Source organism: Neomegalonema sp. (assembly GCF_028688855.1).
Classification (GTDB): domain Bacteria; phylum Pseudomonadota; class Alphaproteobacteria; order Rhodobacterales; family Rhodobacteraceae; genus Neomegalonema.
On the sequence record NZ_JAQTXI010000035.1, the window covers coordinates 1 to 16519 of the forward strand.

The 16519-nt window shown below is 70.0% G+C and carries 15 protein-coding genes; 12 read left to right on the forward strand and 3 right to left on the reverse strand.

Annotated elements, in window-relative coordinates:
- The 10 genes from PHN62_RS16710 to PHN62_RS16755 form a co-directional block, all read left to right on the forward strand.
- Window positions 1-552 (forward strand): ABC transporter permease (locus tag PHN62_RS16710; protein ID WP_300152489.1); only part of this gene is annotated, 552 nt, incomplete at its 5' end.
- A 71-nt stretch (window positions 553-623) separates the two neighbouring features.
- Entirely contained in the window at window positions 624-1382 is a 759-nt protein-coding gene (locus tag PHN62_RS16715) for an ABC transporter permease (protein ID WP_300152515.1), read from the forward strand.
- On the forward strand, window positions 1379-2389 hold the full coding sequence (locus PHN62_RS16720) for an ABC transporter ATP-binding protein (RefSeq protein ID WP_300152490.1): 1011 nt from the start codon (window positions 1379-1381) through the stop codon (window positions 2387-2389). The genes PHN62_RS16715 and PHN62_RS16720 overlap by 4 nt, the downstream gene beginning before the upstream one ends.
- On the forward strand, window positions 2386-3231 hold the full coding sequence (locus PHN62_RS16725) for an ATP-binding cassette domain-containing protein (protein ID WP_300152491.1): 846 nt from the start codon (window positions 2386-2388) through the stop codon (window positions 3229-3231). The genes PHN62_RS16720 and PHN62_RS16725 overlap by 4 nt, the downstream gene beginning before the upstream one ends.
- Entirely contained in the window at window positions 3228-4619 is a 1392-nt protein-coding gene (locus tag PHN62_RS16730) for an amidase (RefSeq protein WP_300152492.1), read from the forward strand. Before PHN62_RS16725 ends, PHN62_RS16730 begins: the two co-directional genes overlap by 4 nt.
- Before the next feature lie 10 nt (window positions 4620-4629).
- Complete coding sequence (locus PHN62_RS16735; RefSeq protein ID WP_300152493.1) at window positions 4630-5451, forward strand: creatininase family protein; 822 nt, start codon at window positions 4630-4632, stop codon at window positions 5449-5451.
- A gap of 15 nt (window positions 5452-5466) precedes the next feature.
- Entirely contained in the window at window positions 5467-6954 is a 1488-nt protein-coding gene (locus tag PHN62_RS16740; RefSeq protein ID WP_300152494.1) for an aldehyde dehydrogenase family protein, read from the forward strand.
- A gap of 29 nt (window positions 6955-6983) precedes the next feature.
- Window positions 6984-7739 (forward strand): glucose 1-dehydrogenase, encoded by a 756-nt coding sequence (locus tag PHN62_RS16745; protein WP_300152495.1) that lies wholly within the window; start codon window positions 6984-6986, stop codon window positions 7737-7739.
- Between the two features lie 15 nt (window positions 7740-7754).
- A complete protein-coding gene (locus PHN62_RS16750) occupies window positions 7755-8558 on the forward strand; it encodes a FadR/GntR family transcriptional regulator (protein ID WP_300152496.1) in 804 nt (267 codons plus the stop codon).
- A gap of 215 nt (window positions 8559-8773) precedes the next feature.
- Window positions 8774-10009 carry a nucleotide sugar dehydrogenase gene (locus PHN62_RS16755; protein WP_300152497.1) on the forward strand — a complete coding sequence of 412 codons (1236 nt, stop codon included), beginning with the start codon at window positions 8774-8776 and terminating at the stop codon, window positions 10007-10009.
- Between the two features lie 45 nt (window positions 10010-10054).
- On the opposite strand, the gene PHN62_RS16760 is transcribed toward PHN62_RS16755, so the two are convergent.
- Both PHN62_RS16760 and PHN62_RS16765 read right to left on the reverse strand, forming a co-directional pair.
- A complete protein-coding gene (locus tag PHN62_RS16760; RefSeq protein ID WP_300152498.1) occupies window positions 10055-11074 on the reverse strand; it encodes a hypothetical protein in 1020 nt (339 codons plus the stop codon).
- 22 nt (window positions 11075-11096) lie between these two features.
- Window positions 11097-12056: an extracellular solute-binding protein gene (locus PHN62_RS16765; RefSeq protein WP_300152499.1), complete on the reverse strand. Its 960-nt coding sequence runs from the start codon at window positions 12054-12056 to the stop codon at window positions 11097-11099.
- Between the two features lie 201 nt (window positions 12057-12257).
- On the opposite strand from PHN62_RS16765, the gene PHN62_RS16770 reads away from it, so the two are divergent.
- Both PHN62_RS16770 and PHN62_RS16775 read left to right on the forward strand, forming a co-directional pair.
- A complete protein-coding gene (locus PHN62_RS16770) occupies window positions 12258-13325 on the forward strand; it encodes an ABC transporter ATP-binding protein (RefSeq protein ID WP_300152500.1) in 1068 nt (355 codons plus the stop codon).
- Between the two features lie 3 nt (window positions 13326-13328).
- Window positions 13329-14966 (forward strand): iron ABC transporter permease, encoded by a 1638-nt coding sequence (locus PHN62_RS16775; RefSeq protein WP_300152513.1) that lies wholly within the window; start codon window positions 13329-13331, stop codon window positions 14964-14966.
- Between the two features lie 25 nt (window positions 14967-14991).
- On the opposite strand, the gene xylB is transcribed toward PHN62_RS16775, so the two are convergent.
- Entirely contained in the window at window positions 14992-16446 is a 1455-nt protein-coding gene (gene xylB / locus PHN62_RS16780; protein WP_300152517.1) for a xylulokinase, read from the reverse strand.
- Between the last annotated feature and the right edge of the window lie 73 nt (window positions 16447-16519).

The following is a 16519-nucleotide window of genomic DNA, read 5'->3' on the forward strand; positions in this document are numbered from 1 at the left end:
ATCGCGCAGATCGGAGTCGCCGTTCCGAATTTCTGGCTCGGGCTGCTGCTGATGCTGTTCTTCGCGCTGCATCTGCGCTGGCTGCCCGCCTCGGGATTCGCCGGATGGGAGGGCGGGCTCTGGCCGGGCCTGCGCTCGCTGATCCTGCCCGCTCTGGCTCTGGGGCTGCCTCTGGCGGCGATCCTCGCCCGCGTGACGCGCTCGGCGGTGATCGAGGCCCTCGGCGAGGATTTCATCCGCACCGCCCGCGCCAAGGGCCTGACCTCGCGGGCGGCGCTCTGGCGGCACGCCACGCCCAACGCCCTGATTCCGGTGGCGACCATCGTCGGGCTGCAGTTCTCCTTCCTGATGGCGGGGACGATCATCATTGAAAACGTGTTCAATCTGCCGGGGGTGGGGCGGCTGATCTTCCAGTCCATCGCGCAACGCGACCTCGTGACGGTGCAGTCCCTCGTGACGCTGCTGGCGGCCAGCGTGATCTTCGTGAATTTCCTCGTGGACCTCGCCTATGGCTGGCTGGATCCCCGGCTCTCGGCGGGAGGCGCCCGATGAGCCTGCTGCGGGCGGTCCTCGGGAGCCGCAATCTGACCATCGGACTCGTCGTGCTGCTGCTGGCGGCGGGGATGGCGGTCGTCTCGGAGTTCTGGACGCCCTGGCCGCCCTACGCCATGCGCATCCGCGACAAGCTCCAGGGCCCGAGCCTCGCCCACTGGTTCGGCACCGACAATTTCGGCCGCGACATCTTCTCGATGATCATGGCCGGAGCCCGCAATTCGCTGGAGGTGGCGTTGACGGCGGTGGCGGTCGGCATGGGGCTCGGGGTTCCGCTGGGAGCTCTGGCGGCGGCGCGGGGCGGCTGGATCGACGGATTCGTCATGCGGCTTTCGGATCTGGCCTTCGCCTTTCCGGCCCTGCTGACGGCGGTGATCGTCACGGCGATCTTCGGGCCTTCGGCGACCAACGCCATGATCGCCATCGGGATCTTCAACATCCCCGTCTTCGCCCGCGTGACGCGCGGCGCCGCGATGGGGCTGTGGAAGCGCGACTATGTGCTGGCGGCGCGCTGCGCGGGGCTCGGGGACGCGGCGATCACCTGGCGGCACATCCTGCCCAACATCAATCACGTGCTGATCGTCCAGGCGACGATTCAATTCGCCCTCGCCGTGGTGGCGGAGGCGGGGCTCTCCTATGTCGGGCTCGGGGCGCAGCCGCCTCAGGCGAGCTGGGGCAAGATGCTCAGCGATTCCCAGACCTACATCTACGGCGCGCCGCACCTGGCGATCTTCCCCGGCCTGGCGATCACCATCACGGTTCTGGGGCTGAACCTGCTCGGCGACGGGCTGCGCGATCTGCTCGACCCCCGTGTGAGGCGCCGGAGATGAGCGCCCCCCTCCTCGAACTGGACGGCCTGACGGTGGCGCTCGGGACTGGCGGCGTGGAGCTTCTGTCGGGCCTCTCGCTGGTTCTGGAGCGCGGCGAGCGTCTGGGGCTGGTGGGGGAATCGGGAAGCGGCAAGTCCCTGACCGCTCTGGCGATCATGGGGCTGCTGCCCGAGCAGATGCGGGTGAGCGGCGGACTCCGCTTCAAGGGCGACGATCTGCCCGCCCTGCCCGAAGAGCGGATGCGCCGTCTGCGCGGACGCCGCATCGCCATGATCTTTCAGGAACCCATGACCGCGCTGAACCCCGTCATGAGCATCGGCGCGCAGATCGCCGAGGGGCGGCGTCTGCATCTGGGCGAAGGCCGCGCCGAAGCCGAGGCGGTCGCGCGGCGGCTGCTGGACCGGGTCGGGCTGCCCGGCCCGCGCTTCGATCCGGGGCTTTATCCGCATCAGCTCTCGGGCGGACAGCGCCAGCGCGTGATGATCGCCATGGCGGTGGCCTGCGGCCCGGATCTGCTCATCGCCGACGAGCCCACCACCGCCCTCGACGTGACGGTTCAGGCGCAGATCCTCGATCTGCTCGACGAGATCGTCGAGGAGACCGGGGCGGCGCTTCTGCTCATCACCCATGATCTCGGGGTGGTCTCGGAGACCGCCGACCGCATCGCGGTGATGTATGCGGGCCGCATCCTGGAGACCGGCCCCACGGAGAAGGTCTTCGCCCGCATGGCGCATCCCTATGCTCACGGATTGTTCGCGGCCTCGCCCTACGGGCTGGACCTGCGCCGCGCGCCGGGAGAGCCGCGTCCCCGGCTCAAGGCGATTCCGGGCATGGTCCCCGATCCCGCGCGCAGGCCCGCCCATTGCGTCTTCGCCGAGCGCTGCGCCTCGGTTCAGGCCGACTGCCTGAGGATCTCGCCGCCTCTGAAGCCGCTGGAGGCGGAAGGCGGGCGCTGGCCGCATCTCGTCGCCTGCCTGCATCCGCGCGCCGGAGGCGCAGCGCCATGAGGACCGCCGCCCCTTTGCTGGAAGTCCGCGACCTCGTGCGGGAATATCCCCTGCCCCGGCCCTCGCTCTTCGCGCCGAGGCCGGTCCTGCGGGCGGTCCGGGGCGTGAGCCTGACCCTGGCCGCCGGGAGCAGCCTCGGGATCGTGGGGGAGTCGGGCTGCGGGAAATCGACGCTCGCGCGCTGCGTCATGGGGCTGGAGCGCCCCCAGGGAGGACAGGTCCTCATCGACGGAGAAGACATCTACGCCTTGAGCCGCGCCGGGCTGCGCCGCGCCCGCGTGAAGTTTCAGGCGGTGTTCCAGGATCCCTACGGCTCTCTGGATCCCCGGCACGACGTGCGGCGCATCCTGCTGGAGCCCCTCGCCAGCCTCCAGCCCGAGACCGGCCGCGCCGAACACGCCAGCCGCATCGCCGAGGCGCTGGAGGCCGTGGGCCTGCCCGCCGAGGCCGCCGGACGCTATCCGCATGAATTCTCCGGCGGCCAGCGCCAGAGGATAGCCATGGCCAGGGCGCTGATCACCCGTCCGGCGCTGATCGTGGCGGATGAACCGGTCTCGGCGCTCGACGTCTCGATTCAGGCGCAGGTGCTGAATCTCATGATGGATTTGCAGGAACGTCTTGGATTGTCCTATCTCTTCATCAGCCATGATCTCGGCGTGGTGCGCGCGATCACGGATCGGGTGGCGGTGATGCAGGCGGGGAAGATCGTCGAGGAAGGCCCCACCGGCGAGGTCTTCGCCCATCCGCGCCACGCCTATACGCGCCGTCTGATCGAGTCCGCGCCCAAACCCTTCTCCGGACGCCGACGCCGCGCCCGCGCAGCTCAGGAGGCTCCCGCATGACCAATCCCGCCGATCTCTCCGCCGTGGAGCTCGTCAGCGCCTACCGGAGCCGCAGGCTCTCGCCCGTCGAGACGCTGGAGGCGGTCCTGAAGCGGGTCGAGGCCTCCGAGCCGAAGCTCAAGGCGCTCTGGGCCCCTGATCCCGAGGGCGCCCGCGTCATGGCCCGCGCCTCCGAAGCCCGCTGGCTGAAGGGCGAGCCCGCCGGGCCCATCGACGGCGTTCCGGCGACGCTCAAGGACAACATCCCGACCAGAGGCGTCCCGACGCCGCTCGGCTGCGCCGCCGCGCCGCTGATCCCCGCCGCCGAGGACGCTCCGCCCGCCGCCCGCACCCGCGAATCCGGCGCCGTGATCTTCGCGAAAACCACCATGCCCGATCTCGGGATGCTCTCTTCGGGGCTCTCCAGCTTTCATGAACTGGCGCGCAACCCTTGGGATCTGCGGCTCAATCCGGGCGGCTCCAGCGCCGGAGCCGGAGCGGCGGCGGCGGCGGGATACGGGCCGCTGCATGTCGGGACGGATCTCGGCGGCTCGATCCGTCTGCCTGCGGGCTGGTGCGGGATCGTCGGGTTCAAGCCCTCCTTCGGACGGATTCCGGTGGATTCTCCCTTCATCGGCCGCGTGGCCGGACCCATGACCCGAACCGTCGCGGACGCCGCGCTCTACATGTCGGTTCTTGCGCGGCCGGATTCCCGCGATTCCCTCGGGCTGCCCTTCGCGGATCTCCCCTGGATGGATCTGGAGGGGCCGAACCCCGGACCCCTGCGCATCGGGCTCTGGATGGAGCCGGGCTTCGGCCTGCCTCTGGATCCGGAGGTGCGGGCGGCGGTCGAGGCGGCGGCGAAGCTCTTCGAGGGCGCGGGCGCGCAGGTGGAGCCCCTCGGGCCCTTCCTGACCCGAGGCATGATCGACGGCCTGGACAAATTCTGGCGGTCGCGCTCCTGGGCCGCGGTGAAGCGCCTGCCCGAGGCGGAGCGCGCGAAGATCCTGCCCTACATCACGGCCTGGGTCGAGACGGCGCAGGGCCTGAGCGGCGAAGAGGTCTACGCCGGGTTCGAGCAGACCGAAGCCATCCGCGAGGCCGCGCTCAAGGCCACGGAGGTCTTCGACTTCGTGATTTCGCCCACGGCGCCCGTGGTCGCCTACGCCGCCGGATCTGCCTCGCCCCTCGACGACCCTCAGAAGCCTTTCGAGCACATCGCCTATACGGTGGCCTTCAATCTTTCGGCGCAGCCTTCCCTTTCGCTCAATTGCGGATATACACGGAGCGGCCTGCCCATCGGCTTGCAGATCACCGGGCGCCGCCATGACGATCCGGGCGTCCTGCGTCTGGCGCGGCTCTTCGAGACGCTTCGTCCGGCGCAGAAACCCTGGCCCGTCCTCGCCTGAAGGAGCGATCATGACCGAAGTCGAATGGGCGCGCCTGACCGCCCCCCAATTGCGCGAGATCGCGGCCCGGCCCGAGGCTCTGGCGATCCTGCCCGTGGGCTCGCTGGAGCAGCATGGCCCGCATCTGCCGGTGATCACCGACACCGCCAGCGCCAGCGCGGCGGCGATCCGGGCGGCGCGGCTGGTCGCGGCGGAGACGCCCGTGGCGGTGCTGCCGGGGCTCTGGCTCGGGATGAGCGAACATCATCTGCCCTTCGGCGGCACCATCAGCGTGGATTTCAAGGCCTACGCCGCCATGCTGGAAGGGGTCGCGCGTTCGCTGAAGGCTCTGGGCTTCGCGCGGCTGCTGATCGTCAACGGCCATGGCGGCAACGTCGATCCTCTGGCGGTGATCGTGCGGGAGCTGGCCGTGGCCCATGAGCTGCCCATCGTCGCGACGACGCCCTGGTTTCTGGAGCCCGAGAAGGTCGCGGCGGTCTTCGAATCCGACAAGGGCCCGAAACACGCCTGCGAAGGCGAGACCTCGGTGATGATGGCCGTGGCGCCCGATCTCGTGCGGAGGGACCAGCTCGAAGAGGCCATGCGTCAGGCGCCTCCGGCGGTCCATGCTCCGGCGGGCTTCGCGCGCTTCTACTCCTTCTCCGAGCGCGCGCCGGTCACCGGAACCTGGGGCGATCCCCGCAGCGCCAGCCCCGAAAAGGGCGAAAGATTCCTGGAGATCCAGGCCCGGGCCCTGGCGGAGGCGATCCGTAATCCCGCGCTCTGGACGCGCCCCGATCCCGTCTGGCGGCCCGGACGCGGACAGGACTCCGCCAGCGGCCGCGTCGAATAGCTCAAGGGCGACCTCATGTCCTCATCTTCTGGTTTTCTCCGGCCCGTCGACGGCTCCCATCGCAGGATGTTCATCGGCGGCGCCTGGGTCGAGGCGCTTTCCGGCGAGGTCTTCGAGACCCGCGACCCCGCCACGGGCGCGCTGCTGGCGACCGTCCCCGCCGGATCCGCCGCCGACGTCGACCGCGCCGTGAAGGCCGCCCGCGCGGCGCTCGAAGGCCCCTGGAGCCGCTTCAAGCCCGCCGCCCGTCAGGCCCTGCTGCTGAAGATCGCCGATCTCTTCGAGAAACATTGGGAGGAGATCGCCCTCTCCGACACTCTGGACATGGGCATGCCCATCACGCGCAGCCGGGCGAACCGCCATCGCGCGCTCGGAACGCTGCGCTTCTATGCGGGCATGGCCACGGCGCTCCATGGCGAGACCATTTCGGACTCCCTGCCGGTCGGCGAATACGCGGCCTTCACCCGCAGGGAGCCCGTCGGGGTGGTGGGCGCGATCATCCCGTGGAACGGCCCGACCGCCTCGACGCTCTGGAAGATCGGCCCGGCTCTGGCGACGGGCTGCGCGGTGGTGCTCAAGCCCTCCGAGGAGGCGCCCCTGACGCCCCTCCTCATCGCGGAGATCATGGCCGAGGCGGGAGTCCCCGAGGGCGTGGTCAACGTCGTCACCGGGACCGGGCAGGCGGCGGGCGCGCCTCTGGCCGAACATCCCGACGTGGACAAGCTGGTCTTCACCGGCTCCACCGCCACGGGTCAGAGCATCCTGCGGGCTTCGGCGGGGAATCTGAAGCGCGTCTCGCTGGAGCTGGGCGGCAAGTCTCCGGTGATCGTCTGCGCCGACGCCGATCTGGAGCGCGCCGTCCCTCTGGCGGCCATGGCGGTCTTCGGCAATTCCGGACAGATCTGCATCGCGGGCTCGCGGCTCTTCGTGGCGCGGGCGATCCATGACGAATTCGTCGCGCGGCTGGCCGCCTTCGCGGAGGGCCTGCGCGTCGGCCGGGGAATCGAGCCGGAAACCGAGATCGGGCCTCTGGTCTCGCGCCGCCAGATGGAGCGGGTGCTCGGCTATCTCGACAAGGGCCGCGCCGAGGGCGCGCGTCTGGAGGCGGGCGGCGGGCGGCTCTCGGAGGGCTTCTTCGCGTATGGCAACTTCATCCGGCCGACCGTCTTCGCCGGAGTCGCCGACGAGATGACCATCGCCCGCGAGGAGATCTTCGGCCCGGTGATCTCGGCCATGCCCTTCGACGATCTGGAGGAGGTCGTCGCCCGCGCCAACGCCACGCCTTACGGCCTCGCGGCGGGGATCTTCACGCGCGACCTCTCGACGGCCCATCGTCTGGCGAACCGGATCCGGGCGGGCTCGGTCTGGGTGAACGCCTATCACGCCATAGACCCCGCCCTGCCCTTCGGCGGCTACAAGATGAGCGGCTTCGGGCGCGAAGGCGGCGTGGAGCATCTCCACGAATATCTGAACACCAAGAGCGTCGTCATCCGGATCGACTGACGGGCGCCGGACAGGCGAGGAGAGACAGCATGCGGCTGAAGGACAGGATCGCCCTCGTGACCGGCGCCGCCTCGGGCTTCGGCGAGGGGATCGCGCGCAGATTCGTCGAGGAGGGCGCGCGCGTGATCCTCATGGACCGCGACGGGCCGCGCCTGCGCGCCGTGGCGGAATCCCTGAACGCGGCGGGAGGCGAGGCGGCGCCTCTGGAGGCCGACGTGACCGAAGGCGCGAGCTTCTCCGCCGCCGTGGATCTGGCGCGGGCGCGCTTCGGCGGGCTGGACGTCCTCGTCAACAACGCCGGGATCGGCCATGCGCCCCGGCCCATGGAGAGCCTCGAAGAAGCCGAATTCGACCGCATCATGGCGGTGAACGTCCGGGCGGTCTATCTCGGCGCGCGGGCGGTGGTTCCGGTCTTCAAGGCGCAGAGGTCCGGCGCGATCCTCAACATCGCCTCGACGGGGGGCGTCAGCCCGCGCCCGAACCTGACCTGGTACAACGCTTCGAAAGGCTGGATGATCTCGGCCACCCAGGCCATGGCCGTCGAGCTGGCGCCCTTCGGCGTGCGGGTCAACGCCCTGAATCCGGTGGCCGGAGAAACGCCCCTCCTCAAGACCTTCATGGGCGGCGACAGCCCGGAGATCCGGGCGAGGTTCCTGGCGAGCATCCCGCTCGGGCGCTTCTCGACGCCGCAGGACATGGGCGCCGCCGCCGCCTTCCTCTGCTCGGAGGAGGCGGGCATGATCACCGGCGTCGCCCTGAACGTGGACGGCGGACGCTGCATCTGAAGGAGCCTCGCGGCGATGAAGGAGAAGCGCAGGGCGCGCGACGAGATCCCCGAAGGCGGACGGGAGCTTTTCGAGACGGATCGTCCGGGCGGCGCCCATGAGCGCGTGCGGCGCAGCCTGATCCACGCCATCGTCTCGGGCCGCTTCCCCACCGGCGACCGCCTGCCCTCGGAGCCGGAGCTGACCGCGATCTTCGGCGTCTCCCGACCCATCGTGCGCCAGGCTCTGGAGAAGCTCCGCGCCGAGGGCCTGGTGGAGTCCCTGCGCGGCTCGGGCAGCTATGTGGCGCGGCTGGACCATCTGCTTGCGGCGCGCCTGCGCTCGGGCGGCGACGTCCTCCGCCACGCCCGGACCATGCTCGAGGATCTGGAGTTCCGCCAGATGCTGGAGCCCGAAGCGGCCTTCCTCGCGGCCCGCCGCCGCAGTCCGGAGGATCTCGACCGCATGCGCGCCGCCATGGAGCAGTTCCAGACGGCCCATGAATCAGGCCGCATCACCCATCACTTCGACTATCTCTTTCACGAGGCCATCGCGCGGGCCACCGCCAACGAGCGCTTCCTCGACGCCGCCCGCCGCCTGGAATACGCCCAGGAGGACGAGAGGCTCTTCATGCGCCATCTGATCCACTTCCACCCTCACGCCCGGGCCGAGGAGGTGGTGCGCGAACATGGCCTCGTGCTGGAGCGCATCGCGGAGCGCGACGAGGAAGGCGCCCGCGCGGCCATGGGACGCCATATCGAAGCCGGACGCCTGCGCCAGGAGGAGCATCTGAAGCGGCTGAAGGCCGAAAGGATCGAGGCCGCCCCGCCTGAATCCTGAACTTCAGCCTGAACCGGGGACTTCCGGCGGAAATCCCCGTCTTGCGCCTGAAGTCTTGAGGGAATTTAAACGCGAGGGCGGCATCTTTCCAGGGCGGCGCCGCGCCGGAGCCGCGCGCTTCTCAACCGTTCAGAGAGATCGGCGTCCGCCATGTCCCGAATTCACGACCTCCCTTCGAGCCTCTCCCCTTCGCGCCTGCGCCAGGGGCTTTCGTCATGAGCGCCGCGCGGAAATCTCCTGACGTCTGCATCGCGGGCATGGGCTACATCGGCCTTCCTCTGGCGGTGGTGATGGCCGAACAGGGCCTGCGAGTCCATGGCTACGACCTCAACGCCCGCCGCATCGCCACGCTGAGCCGGGGCGAGGCTCCCTTCGACGAGCCCGGCCTCCCCGACCGCCTGCGGGCGGTGGTCGAGTCCGGCGCCCTGAGCGTGGGTCTCGCGCCTGCGGCGGCCGCGCATTTCATCGTGGCGGTGCCGACCCCCGTCGCCGAGGGCCACGCCCCGGACATGAGCTTCGTGGAGGCGGCCTGTCGCGCCATGGCGCCTCACGCGAATGCGGATTCGACCTTCATCATCGAATCCACCTCTCCGGTGGGGACGACCGAATGGGCCCGCGACATCCTGCGCGAGATGCGGCCCGAGCTGTTCGAGGGCGGTCCCGGCCCCTCCTTCTGCTATTGCCCCGAGCGGATCATCCCCGGCGCCATGATGCGCGAGCTGACCGAGAACGACCGCGTCATGGGCGGCCTCGACGCCGAAGGCGCGCGGCGCGGCGCGGCGCTCTACGGGCGCTTCTGCAAGGGCGAGATCCATCAGACCACCGCCCGGGCGGCGGAGATGTGCAAGCTCACGGAGAACGCTTTCCGCGATGTGAACATCGCCTTCGCCAACGAATTGTCGATGGTCTGCGCGCGGGCGGGCGTCGATCCCTGGGAGGTGATCCGTCTGGCGAACCATCATCCGCGGGTGAAGATCCTTCAGCCCGGCGTGGGGGTGGGCGGCCATTGCATCGCGGTGGACCCCTGGTTCATCATCAAGGCCTGGCCGGATCTGACGCCGCTCATGGCTTCGGCGCGGCGGGTGAACCTCGACAAGACCCGCTGGACCATCGACCGCATCGAGGAGACCGTGGCCTCGGCGCCGGCGGGGGCGCGGATCGCCTGTTTCGGGCTCGCCTACAAGCCGGACATCGGCGATCTGCGCGAGAGCCCCGCCCTGGAGATCGCCCTCCATCTGACGCGGGCGCATCCGGGCCGGGTGGTCTGCGTCGAGCCCCATCTCGAAGCCCAGGACCGCGCGCCGCTGGAGGCCCGGGGCCTGCGCTTCGTCGAGCAGGCCGAGGGCGAGACGGCGGAGCTGCGGGTGGTGCTGGTGCCGCACAAGGCCTTCGCCCACCTCGAAGCCGAAGAGGCGGCGCGTCCGGTGATCGCCTTCCACAAGGCGGGTTGAGAGCCTTCCCCCGCCGCCTCCCGGGAGACGGCGGGCGCTCCCTCCTCAGCGGAGGCGCAGGCCCAGATAGGTGCGGTCGTCGGCGGGGCCGTCGGGCGTCGAGCCCTTGGTGCTCAGCCAGGCTTCGAGCTTGTGCGGATCCTCCGCCTCGACGCGCCGCGCGGCCGCCTCCCAGGAGGCCACGCCGAAGCCCTCGCCGAGGGCGAAATAGCCGTCGCTGAACAGCTCCAGAGTCTCGACCTCCGCCAGAGCCCAGCTTCTCGCCTCGATGAAGCGCGCGGGCGTCGGCGCGCCGTTCATCGCGCCATAGCCGAGAACCCGCCCTTCCTCGTCGAGGAAGCGGTCCTGTCCATGGGCGATTCCTCCGGCGATCAGCTCGGCGAACTCCGCCTCGGGGACATGCGGCCAGAGCCGCCCGCGCTGCCTCCGCAACGCCGCCTCGACCTCGGCCAGGAAGGCCGGATCGGCGGTCGGAGACCCCGCCTCCTGATGCGCGAGCCCGCCCTGGACCATGCGTCGCGCGAGGGCGTCGCAGGCCTCCGGCGTCAGTCCCCGCGCCTCGAAGCGGCGCCAGGCCTCGCGACGCAGCGTGGCGGTGATGGAATCCAGATCCTTGGGAAAGAGCAGCGTCTCCGCGCCGTTGACGCGCACGCCGCAATCCCCGAGCCCGACGAACTCCAGCCGATCCCCGACATGCAGGACCGCCGCGAAGGCGCAGCCGCCCCGCAGGCGCGGGTCCGCCGCGACGGCCTCAGCCGCGCCCGCCGCCGCATAGGCGGCCTCCACGGCGCCGGAGAGGCGGCGGACCAGATCCTCCGCCCCGCCGAACCAGCCCCCCGCCGCGCCCGGCGCTCCGGAATCCTCCGCGAAGAGCCGCAGGAAGGCCCTCCGCACGGCCTGAGCCACGAAAAGCCCCGTCGCCATCCCGTCGAGCCGCGCGCCCGTGCGGTCGGAGACCCCGTCGATCACGACATGGCCCCGTCCGGGCGCCAGGAGGAAGGCGTCCTCGTTGGCCTCCGGCCGCGCGAGCAGCTTGCCCTGGGAGAAGGCTTCGCAGGCGATCATGGCTCAAGCCCCTTTCAGCGTCTCATTCGCCGATGGCGGCGCGCCACCTGGCCAGAACCTCTTCGGCGCCGCCGAGCTCGTTCAGCTCCTTGACCGCGACCACGTTCAGATCGGCGAGGTCCGGCGTGCCCGGAGGCCCGGCCACGTCCGTGCGCACCGAGCGGCGGCCGATGTCGCGCGCGAGGCGCTCCTGGGTGTCCTTCGAGAGCGCCCAGTCGATGAAGGCCTTGCCGCCTTCGGGATTGGGCCCGCCCTTGACCAGCGCCACGCCGTCGGGCGTGATGGCGGTGCCGTCGGTCAGGTGGACGATCCCCATGGGCGCCCCGCCATGGACGTATTCGAGGGCGTTGTCCTCCAGGGTCAGGCCCATGGAGGTCTCGGCGTCGGCGACGAAGCGCGGCACGGCGCCCGAGCTGTTGGTGAAGACGAAATTCGCCGCGATCTCCTTGTAGACGTCCCAGCCTGCGTCTCCGTAGACGCTCAGCACGGTCTGGAGCTGCTGCATCGCCGAGCCGGAGCCGTCGGCGCGGGCGCTGGCGACCTGGCCCTTCCACTTCGGATCGCGGAGGGCCTCCCAGCTTTTCGGCGCCTCGTCGAGGGAGAGCTCGTCGGTGTTGACCGCCAGCACGTAGACCACCGCCGTATAGGGGGTCCAGGCTTCATGGCGGCCGAATTGCGGATCGATGCTGTCGGCGTCCCTGGGCGCATAGGGCGCGAGGATCTCGGCGAGCTCGTTCAGCTGGCCGCCCGAGATGGACCAGATCACGTCGGCGGCGGGAGCTCCGGCCTCGGCGCGGGCGCGGCGGGCGATGTCGCCCGAACCGAGCTTGACCACTTCGGCCTTCAGCCCGGTCTCCTTCTCGAAGACCGGCAGCAGCTCGTCCACGATGGAGGATTTATGCGCGGTGTAGATCACCACCGGGCCGCTCCGGGCGAAGGCGGGCGCGCCCAGCGCCAGAAGCGCGGCGGCGGAAAGGCTCAAGACGGAACGTCGTGAAACTGACATGAATCTCCTCCCGGATGTCCGGCGTTCCATTCCGGACGCCGGGTTCTCGTTCTTGGGGAGATCTTACAGGAGGCTTTCCGAACTGGAACGAAAAATCTTGCGTCCCGGAAATCCGCAGCGTGTATCATCCCCGAAATCGCTCCGTGAGAGGCGGAAATCAGAGAGGGAGAGAGGCGCATGGCCTATCTGGACGTCGTCCGGGCGCGCAAGGAGTTCGCCGGCTTCACCGCGCTGCAGGATGTGAGTCTGAACGTCGAGCGCGGCGAATTCTTCACGCTGCTCGGGCCGAGCGGCTGCGGCAAGACCACCCTGCTGCGCGCTCTGGCGGGCTTCAACGACCTGACCTCCGGAGAGATCCGGCTCGACGGCGAGGATCTGCGCCGCATCCCGCCGCACAAGCGCGACATCGGCATGGTGTTTCAGGATTACGCCGTCTTTCCGCATCTGAGCGTCTTCGACAACGTGGCCTTCGGGCTCAAGCCGCGCAAGGTCGCGCCCGCCGAGATCAGGGCCCGCGTCGGCGAGGCTCTGGAGAAGGTGCGGCTCGGACATCTGGCCGAGCGCCTGCCCGCCGCCATGTCGGGCGGACAGCAGCAGCGCATCGGCATCGCGCGGGCCATCGTGATCCGGCCGCGGCTGCTGCTGATGGACGAGCCGCTGTCCAACCTCGACGCCAAGCTGCGCGTCGAGCTGCGCGAGGAGATCCGCGCCCTTCAGAAACAGATCGACATCGCCGCCATCTACGTCACCCACGACCAGGAGGAGGCGCTCGCCATCTCGGACCGCATCTGCGTGATGAACGCGGGGCGCATCGAGCAGATCGGGACGCCGCAGGAGATCTACGGCGATCCGCAGACGCGCTTCGTCGCCGAGTTCGTCGGCACGCTGAACCGCCTGGAGCCCTCGCCCGCGCTGGAGTCGGATCTTTCGCATCTGGGCCTGAAGGCCCCTCGGGCGACGCTCTGGGCCGTGCGGCCCGAGCGGCTGCGGCTGCTGCCGCCTCAGGAGGCCGAAGAGGCTTCGGAGAAGGAGGCCGTGGTCCTCGGGCGGGTGGAGCAGTTCACCTATCTGGGCCGCGAAGCCCATGTGCGGCTCGCCACCGATCTGGGGCCTCTGGTGGCGCAGATCGCCGATCCGGGCCTGATCGCCGCCTTCGCGCCCGGCGAGGCGGCGCGGGCGGCCATCCCCCGCGACGCCCTCATGGCCTTCGACGCCGCGGGCGCCCGCGTGAAGCTGGAGGGCTGAGCCATGCGCTGGAACTTCTGGACCCTCGTCGCGGCCTTCACCTGGGGCCTTCTTCTGCTGCTTCTGTTCCTGCCGGTGGGCTCGGTGCTGCTCGGCGGCTTCTACGACGCCCAGGGCGACGCCACCTTCGCCAATTATCAGCGTCTGCTGACCGAGCCGCGTTTTCAGCGGGCCTTCCTGAACACGCTCGTCGTGGGGTTCGGAGGCATGTTCGGCGCCCTGCTTCTGGGCTCGATCATGGCCTTCTGCCTCTCGCGCTTCGAGATCCGGGGCTCGCGCTTCGTGTCGCTCATGGCGATTCTGGCGCTGGTTTCGCCGCCCTTCATCGGGGCCTATTCCTGGATCGTGCTCTTCGGCGCCAACGGGCTCGTGCGGCGCGGCCTGCGCGACGTGGGGGTGAGCATCCCGCCCATCTACGGGCTGGCGGGGATCCTGATGGTCTTCGCCTTCAAGTTCTATCCCTATGTCTATCTGATGGTGTCGGGGGCTCTGGGCAACGTCAACCGCTCGCTCGAGGAGGCCGCCGAGAGCCTCGGCCTGACGCCCTGGCAGAGGGTGCGCAAGATCTCCTTTCCGCTGGTCTTTCCGGCGCTCTCGGCGGGCGGATTGCTGGCGCTGATCCACGCCATCGCCGATTTCGGCACGCCGCAGCTTCTGGGCCGGGGCTACAACGTGCTCGCGACGGAGGCCTATACGCTCTATTCGGCGGAAGTCGGCTCCAACATGTCCATGGCGACGGCCATCAGCGTGGCGCTGATCCTGCTGTCCATGATCTTCGTGCTGCTCCAGCGCTATCTGTCGCGCCGGAACGTCTATCACGGCAATCTGATCAACAAGCCGGTGAAGATCCGGCTGAGCGGCTGGCGCAACGCCCTGGCTCACGCCGCGGTCTATCTCATCGGCTTCTGCGGAGCCCTGCCGGTGATCATCTCGGCGATCTACTCCTTCCGCAAGACGCGCGGTCCGGTCTTCCAGCCGGGCTTCGGGCTCCAGAGCTACGAGCGGATCCTCTACAATCTCGGCGACGTGGTGCGGAATTCGCTGGTCTTCTCGGTTTCGGCGGTGGCGCTGATCGTGGCGGCGGGCACGCTGATCGGCGTGCTGGTGGCGCGGCGGACCAACCTCAACACCTCGCTGCTGGACGGCGCCTTCATGATCCCCTACGTCATGCCGGGGATCGTCATCGGCATCGCCTATGTGTCGGTGTTCAACGGCCCGCCCCTCGCGCTGACGGGCACGGCGCTGATCATCGTCCTGTCGATCTTCATCCGGCGTCTGCCCTATGCGGTGCGCACCACCTCGACGGCGCTGCGGCAGATCTCGCCGAGTCTGGAGGAGGCGGCGATCTCGCTGGGCTACAGTCCCTTCCGGAGCTTCCTGAAGGTGACCGTCCCGCTGATCCTGCCGGGCGTGATCGCGGGCGCCATGCTGAGCTTCGTGACGGCGATCAACGAGCTGTCGTCTTCGCTGGTGCTCTATGTGGGGCGCACGATCACCATGCCGGTGCGGATCTATCAGCTGATCCTCGACGGCGATTTCGGAACCGCCGCCGCCCTGTCGAGCCTGCTGCTGGTCATCAGCGGAATCGCGGTCTACGCGGCCTTCCGCTTCATGGGCCGCGACGAACGCTCGCTGCTCTGAACCCGGACCTGCGGGGCGTCGCGCTTCAGGCGACGCCCTTCAGCGCAGGATAGAGCCTCCGCCAGCGGGCGTAGGCCTCGTCATAGGGGCCGCGCAGGGCGGGGTCCGGGTCGAAGCTCTCGCGGATGAGGGGCGGCGCGCAGATCGCCAGAGGATCGGCGCCCTCCGCCGCGATGAGCCCCAGACGCGCCGCGCCGAAGGCCGCGCCGAAATCTCCGTCGGCGGGCAGATCCACCGGCAGATCCAGCGCCGTCGCGAGGATCTTCAGCCAGAGCCGCGAGCGCGAGCCTCCGCCCACCGCCGTCACGCGCTCCAGCCGCGTCCCCGCCTGCTCCAGAGCCGCCAGGCTGTCGCGGAAGGCGAAGGCGACGCCCTCCAGCACGGCCTGCGTCAGAGCCTCGGGGCCCGCCTCATGCCCGAGCCCCAGGAAGGCGCCCCGCGCGGCGGCGTCGTTATGGGGCGTGCGCTCGCCCGAGAGATAGGGCAGGAAGGCCACGCCCGAAGGCGCGCGCGGCGTCTCGCCGAGCGCCGCGACGAGGTCGGCGCCCTCGCGGCCCATGACCCGCCCGAACCAGTTCAGCGCGTCGGCCGCCGAGAGGATCACCCCCATCTGATGCCAGATCCCCGGCAGGGCGTGACAGAAGGCGTGGACGGCGCTCGCCGGATTGGGCGCGAATCCCGCCGTCGAGGCGAAGAGCACGCCCGAAGTCCCGAGCGAGGCGAAGGCCGCGCCGGGCCGCGCCGCCCCCACGCCGCAGGCCGAGGCGGCGTTGTCGCCCGCCCCGCCCGCCACGACCACGCCCGGCGGCAGACCCCAGCGCGCCGCCAGATCCGGCCTCAGGCGCCCGGAGACCTCCGAGCCCTCGACCAGCCGAGGCATCCGGTCCGCGTCGAGATCCGTGGCGGCCAGAAGCTCCGGCGACCAGCGCCGTCCTCCGACGTCCAGCCAGGAGGTGCCCGAGGCGTCCGACATCTCGGAGACGGCTTCGCCCGTCAGCCAGAGCCGCAGATGGTCCTTCGGCAGCAGCACCCGGCGGATCTTCGCGAAGAGCTCCGGCTCATGGCGCCGGATCCAGAGCAGCTTGGGCGCGGTGAAGCCCGGAAAGACGATGTTGCCGGTGAGCGCCCGGAATCGCGGATCGGCGTCCAGCTCCGCCGCCTCGACATGGCTGCGCACGTCGTTCCAGAGGATGCAGGGGCGCAAGGGGCGGTCTTCGGCGTCCAGAACCGTCGCGCCGTGCATGTGGCCGGAAAGCCCGATCCCCCGCAGCCCGGAGAGCGCCGCGCCCTGCTCCGCCCGCAGCGCGTCGAGGACGGCCTCCGTCGCGGAGATCCAGTCGGCGGGATCCTGCTCGGACCAGCCCGGATGAAGCCGCGAGACCGTCAGCGGCGCATGGGCGGAGCCGAGGATCCTCTGATCTTCTCCTATCAGCAGCGCCTTCACGCCCGAAGTGCCCAGATCCAACCCCAGATAGGCCATGCGTCTCGTCTCCCCTGTCGCGGTCTCCGCCGCCCTCTGCGCGTCGGCGCGCCATGTTGCGGCGGCCCGGCGC

Bases quoted from the DNA above. Each gene is read 5' to 3' on its own strand.
- PHN62_RS16735 (WP_300152493.1), top strand. From the start codon at position 4,630: ATGACCGAAGTCGAATGGGCGCGCCTGACCGCCCCCCAATTGCGCGAG.
- PHN62_RS16770 (WP_300152500.1), top strand. From the start codon at position 12,258: ATGGCCTATCTGGACGTCGTCCGGGCGCGCAAGGAGTTCGCCGGCTTC.
- PHN62_RS16760 (WP_300152498.1), bottom strand. From the start codon at position 11,074: ATGATCGCCTGCGAAGCCTTCTCCCAGGGCAAGCTGCTCGCGCGGCCG.
- PHN62_RS16775 (WP_300152513.1), top strand. From the start codon at position 13,329: ATGCGCTGGAACTTCTGGACCCTCGTCGCGGCCTTCACCTGGGGCCTT.
- xylB (WP_300152517.1), bottom strand. From the start codon at position 16,446: ATGGCCTATCTGGGGTTGGATCTGGGCACTTCGGGCGTGAAGGCGCTG.
- PHN62_RS16720 (WP_300152490.1), top strand. From the start codon at position 1,379: ATGAGCGCCCCCCTCCTCGAACTGGACGGCCTGACGGTGGCGCTCGGG.
- PHN62_RS16725 (WP_300152491.1), top strand. From the start codon at position 2,386: ATGAGGACCGCCGCCCCTTTGCTGGAAGTCCGCGACCTCGTGCGGGAA.
- PHN62_RS16740 (WP_300152494.1), top strand. From the start codon at position 5,467: ATGTCCTCATCTTCTGGTTTTCTCCGGCCCGTCGACGGCTCCCATCGC.
- PHN62_RS16755 (WP_300152497.1), top strand. From the start codon at position 8,774: ATGAGCGCCGCGCGGAAATCTCCTGACGTCTGCATCGCGGGCATGGGC.
- PHN62_RS16730 (WP_300152492.1), top strand. From the start codon at position 3,228: ATGACCAATCCCGCCGATCTCTCCGCCGTGGAGCTCGTCAGCGCCTAC.
- PHN62_RS16745 (WP_300152495.1), top strand. From the start codon at position 6,984: ATGCGGCTGAAGGACAGGATCGCCCTCGTGACCGGCGCCGCCTCGGGC.
- PHN62_RS16750 (WP_300152496.1), top strand. From the start codon at position 7,755: ATGAAGGAGAAGCGCAGGGCGCGCGACGAGATCCCCGAAGGCGGACGG.
- PHN62_RS16715 (WP_300152515.1), top strand. From the start codon at position 624: ATGGCGGTCGTCTCGGAGTTCTGGACGCCCTGGCCGCCCTACGCCATG.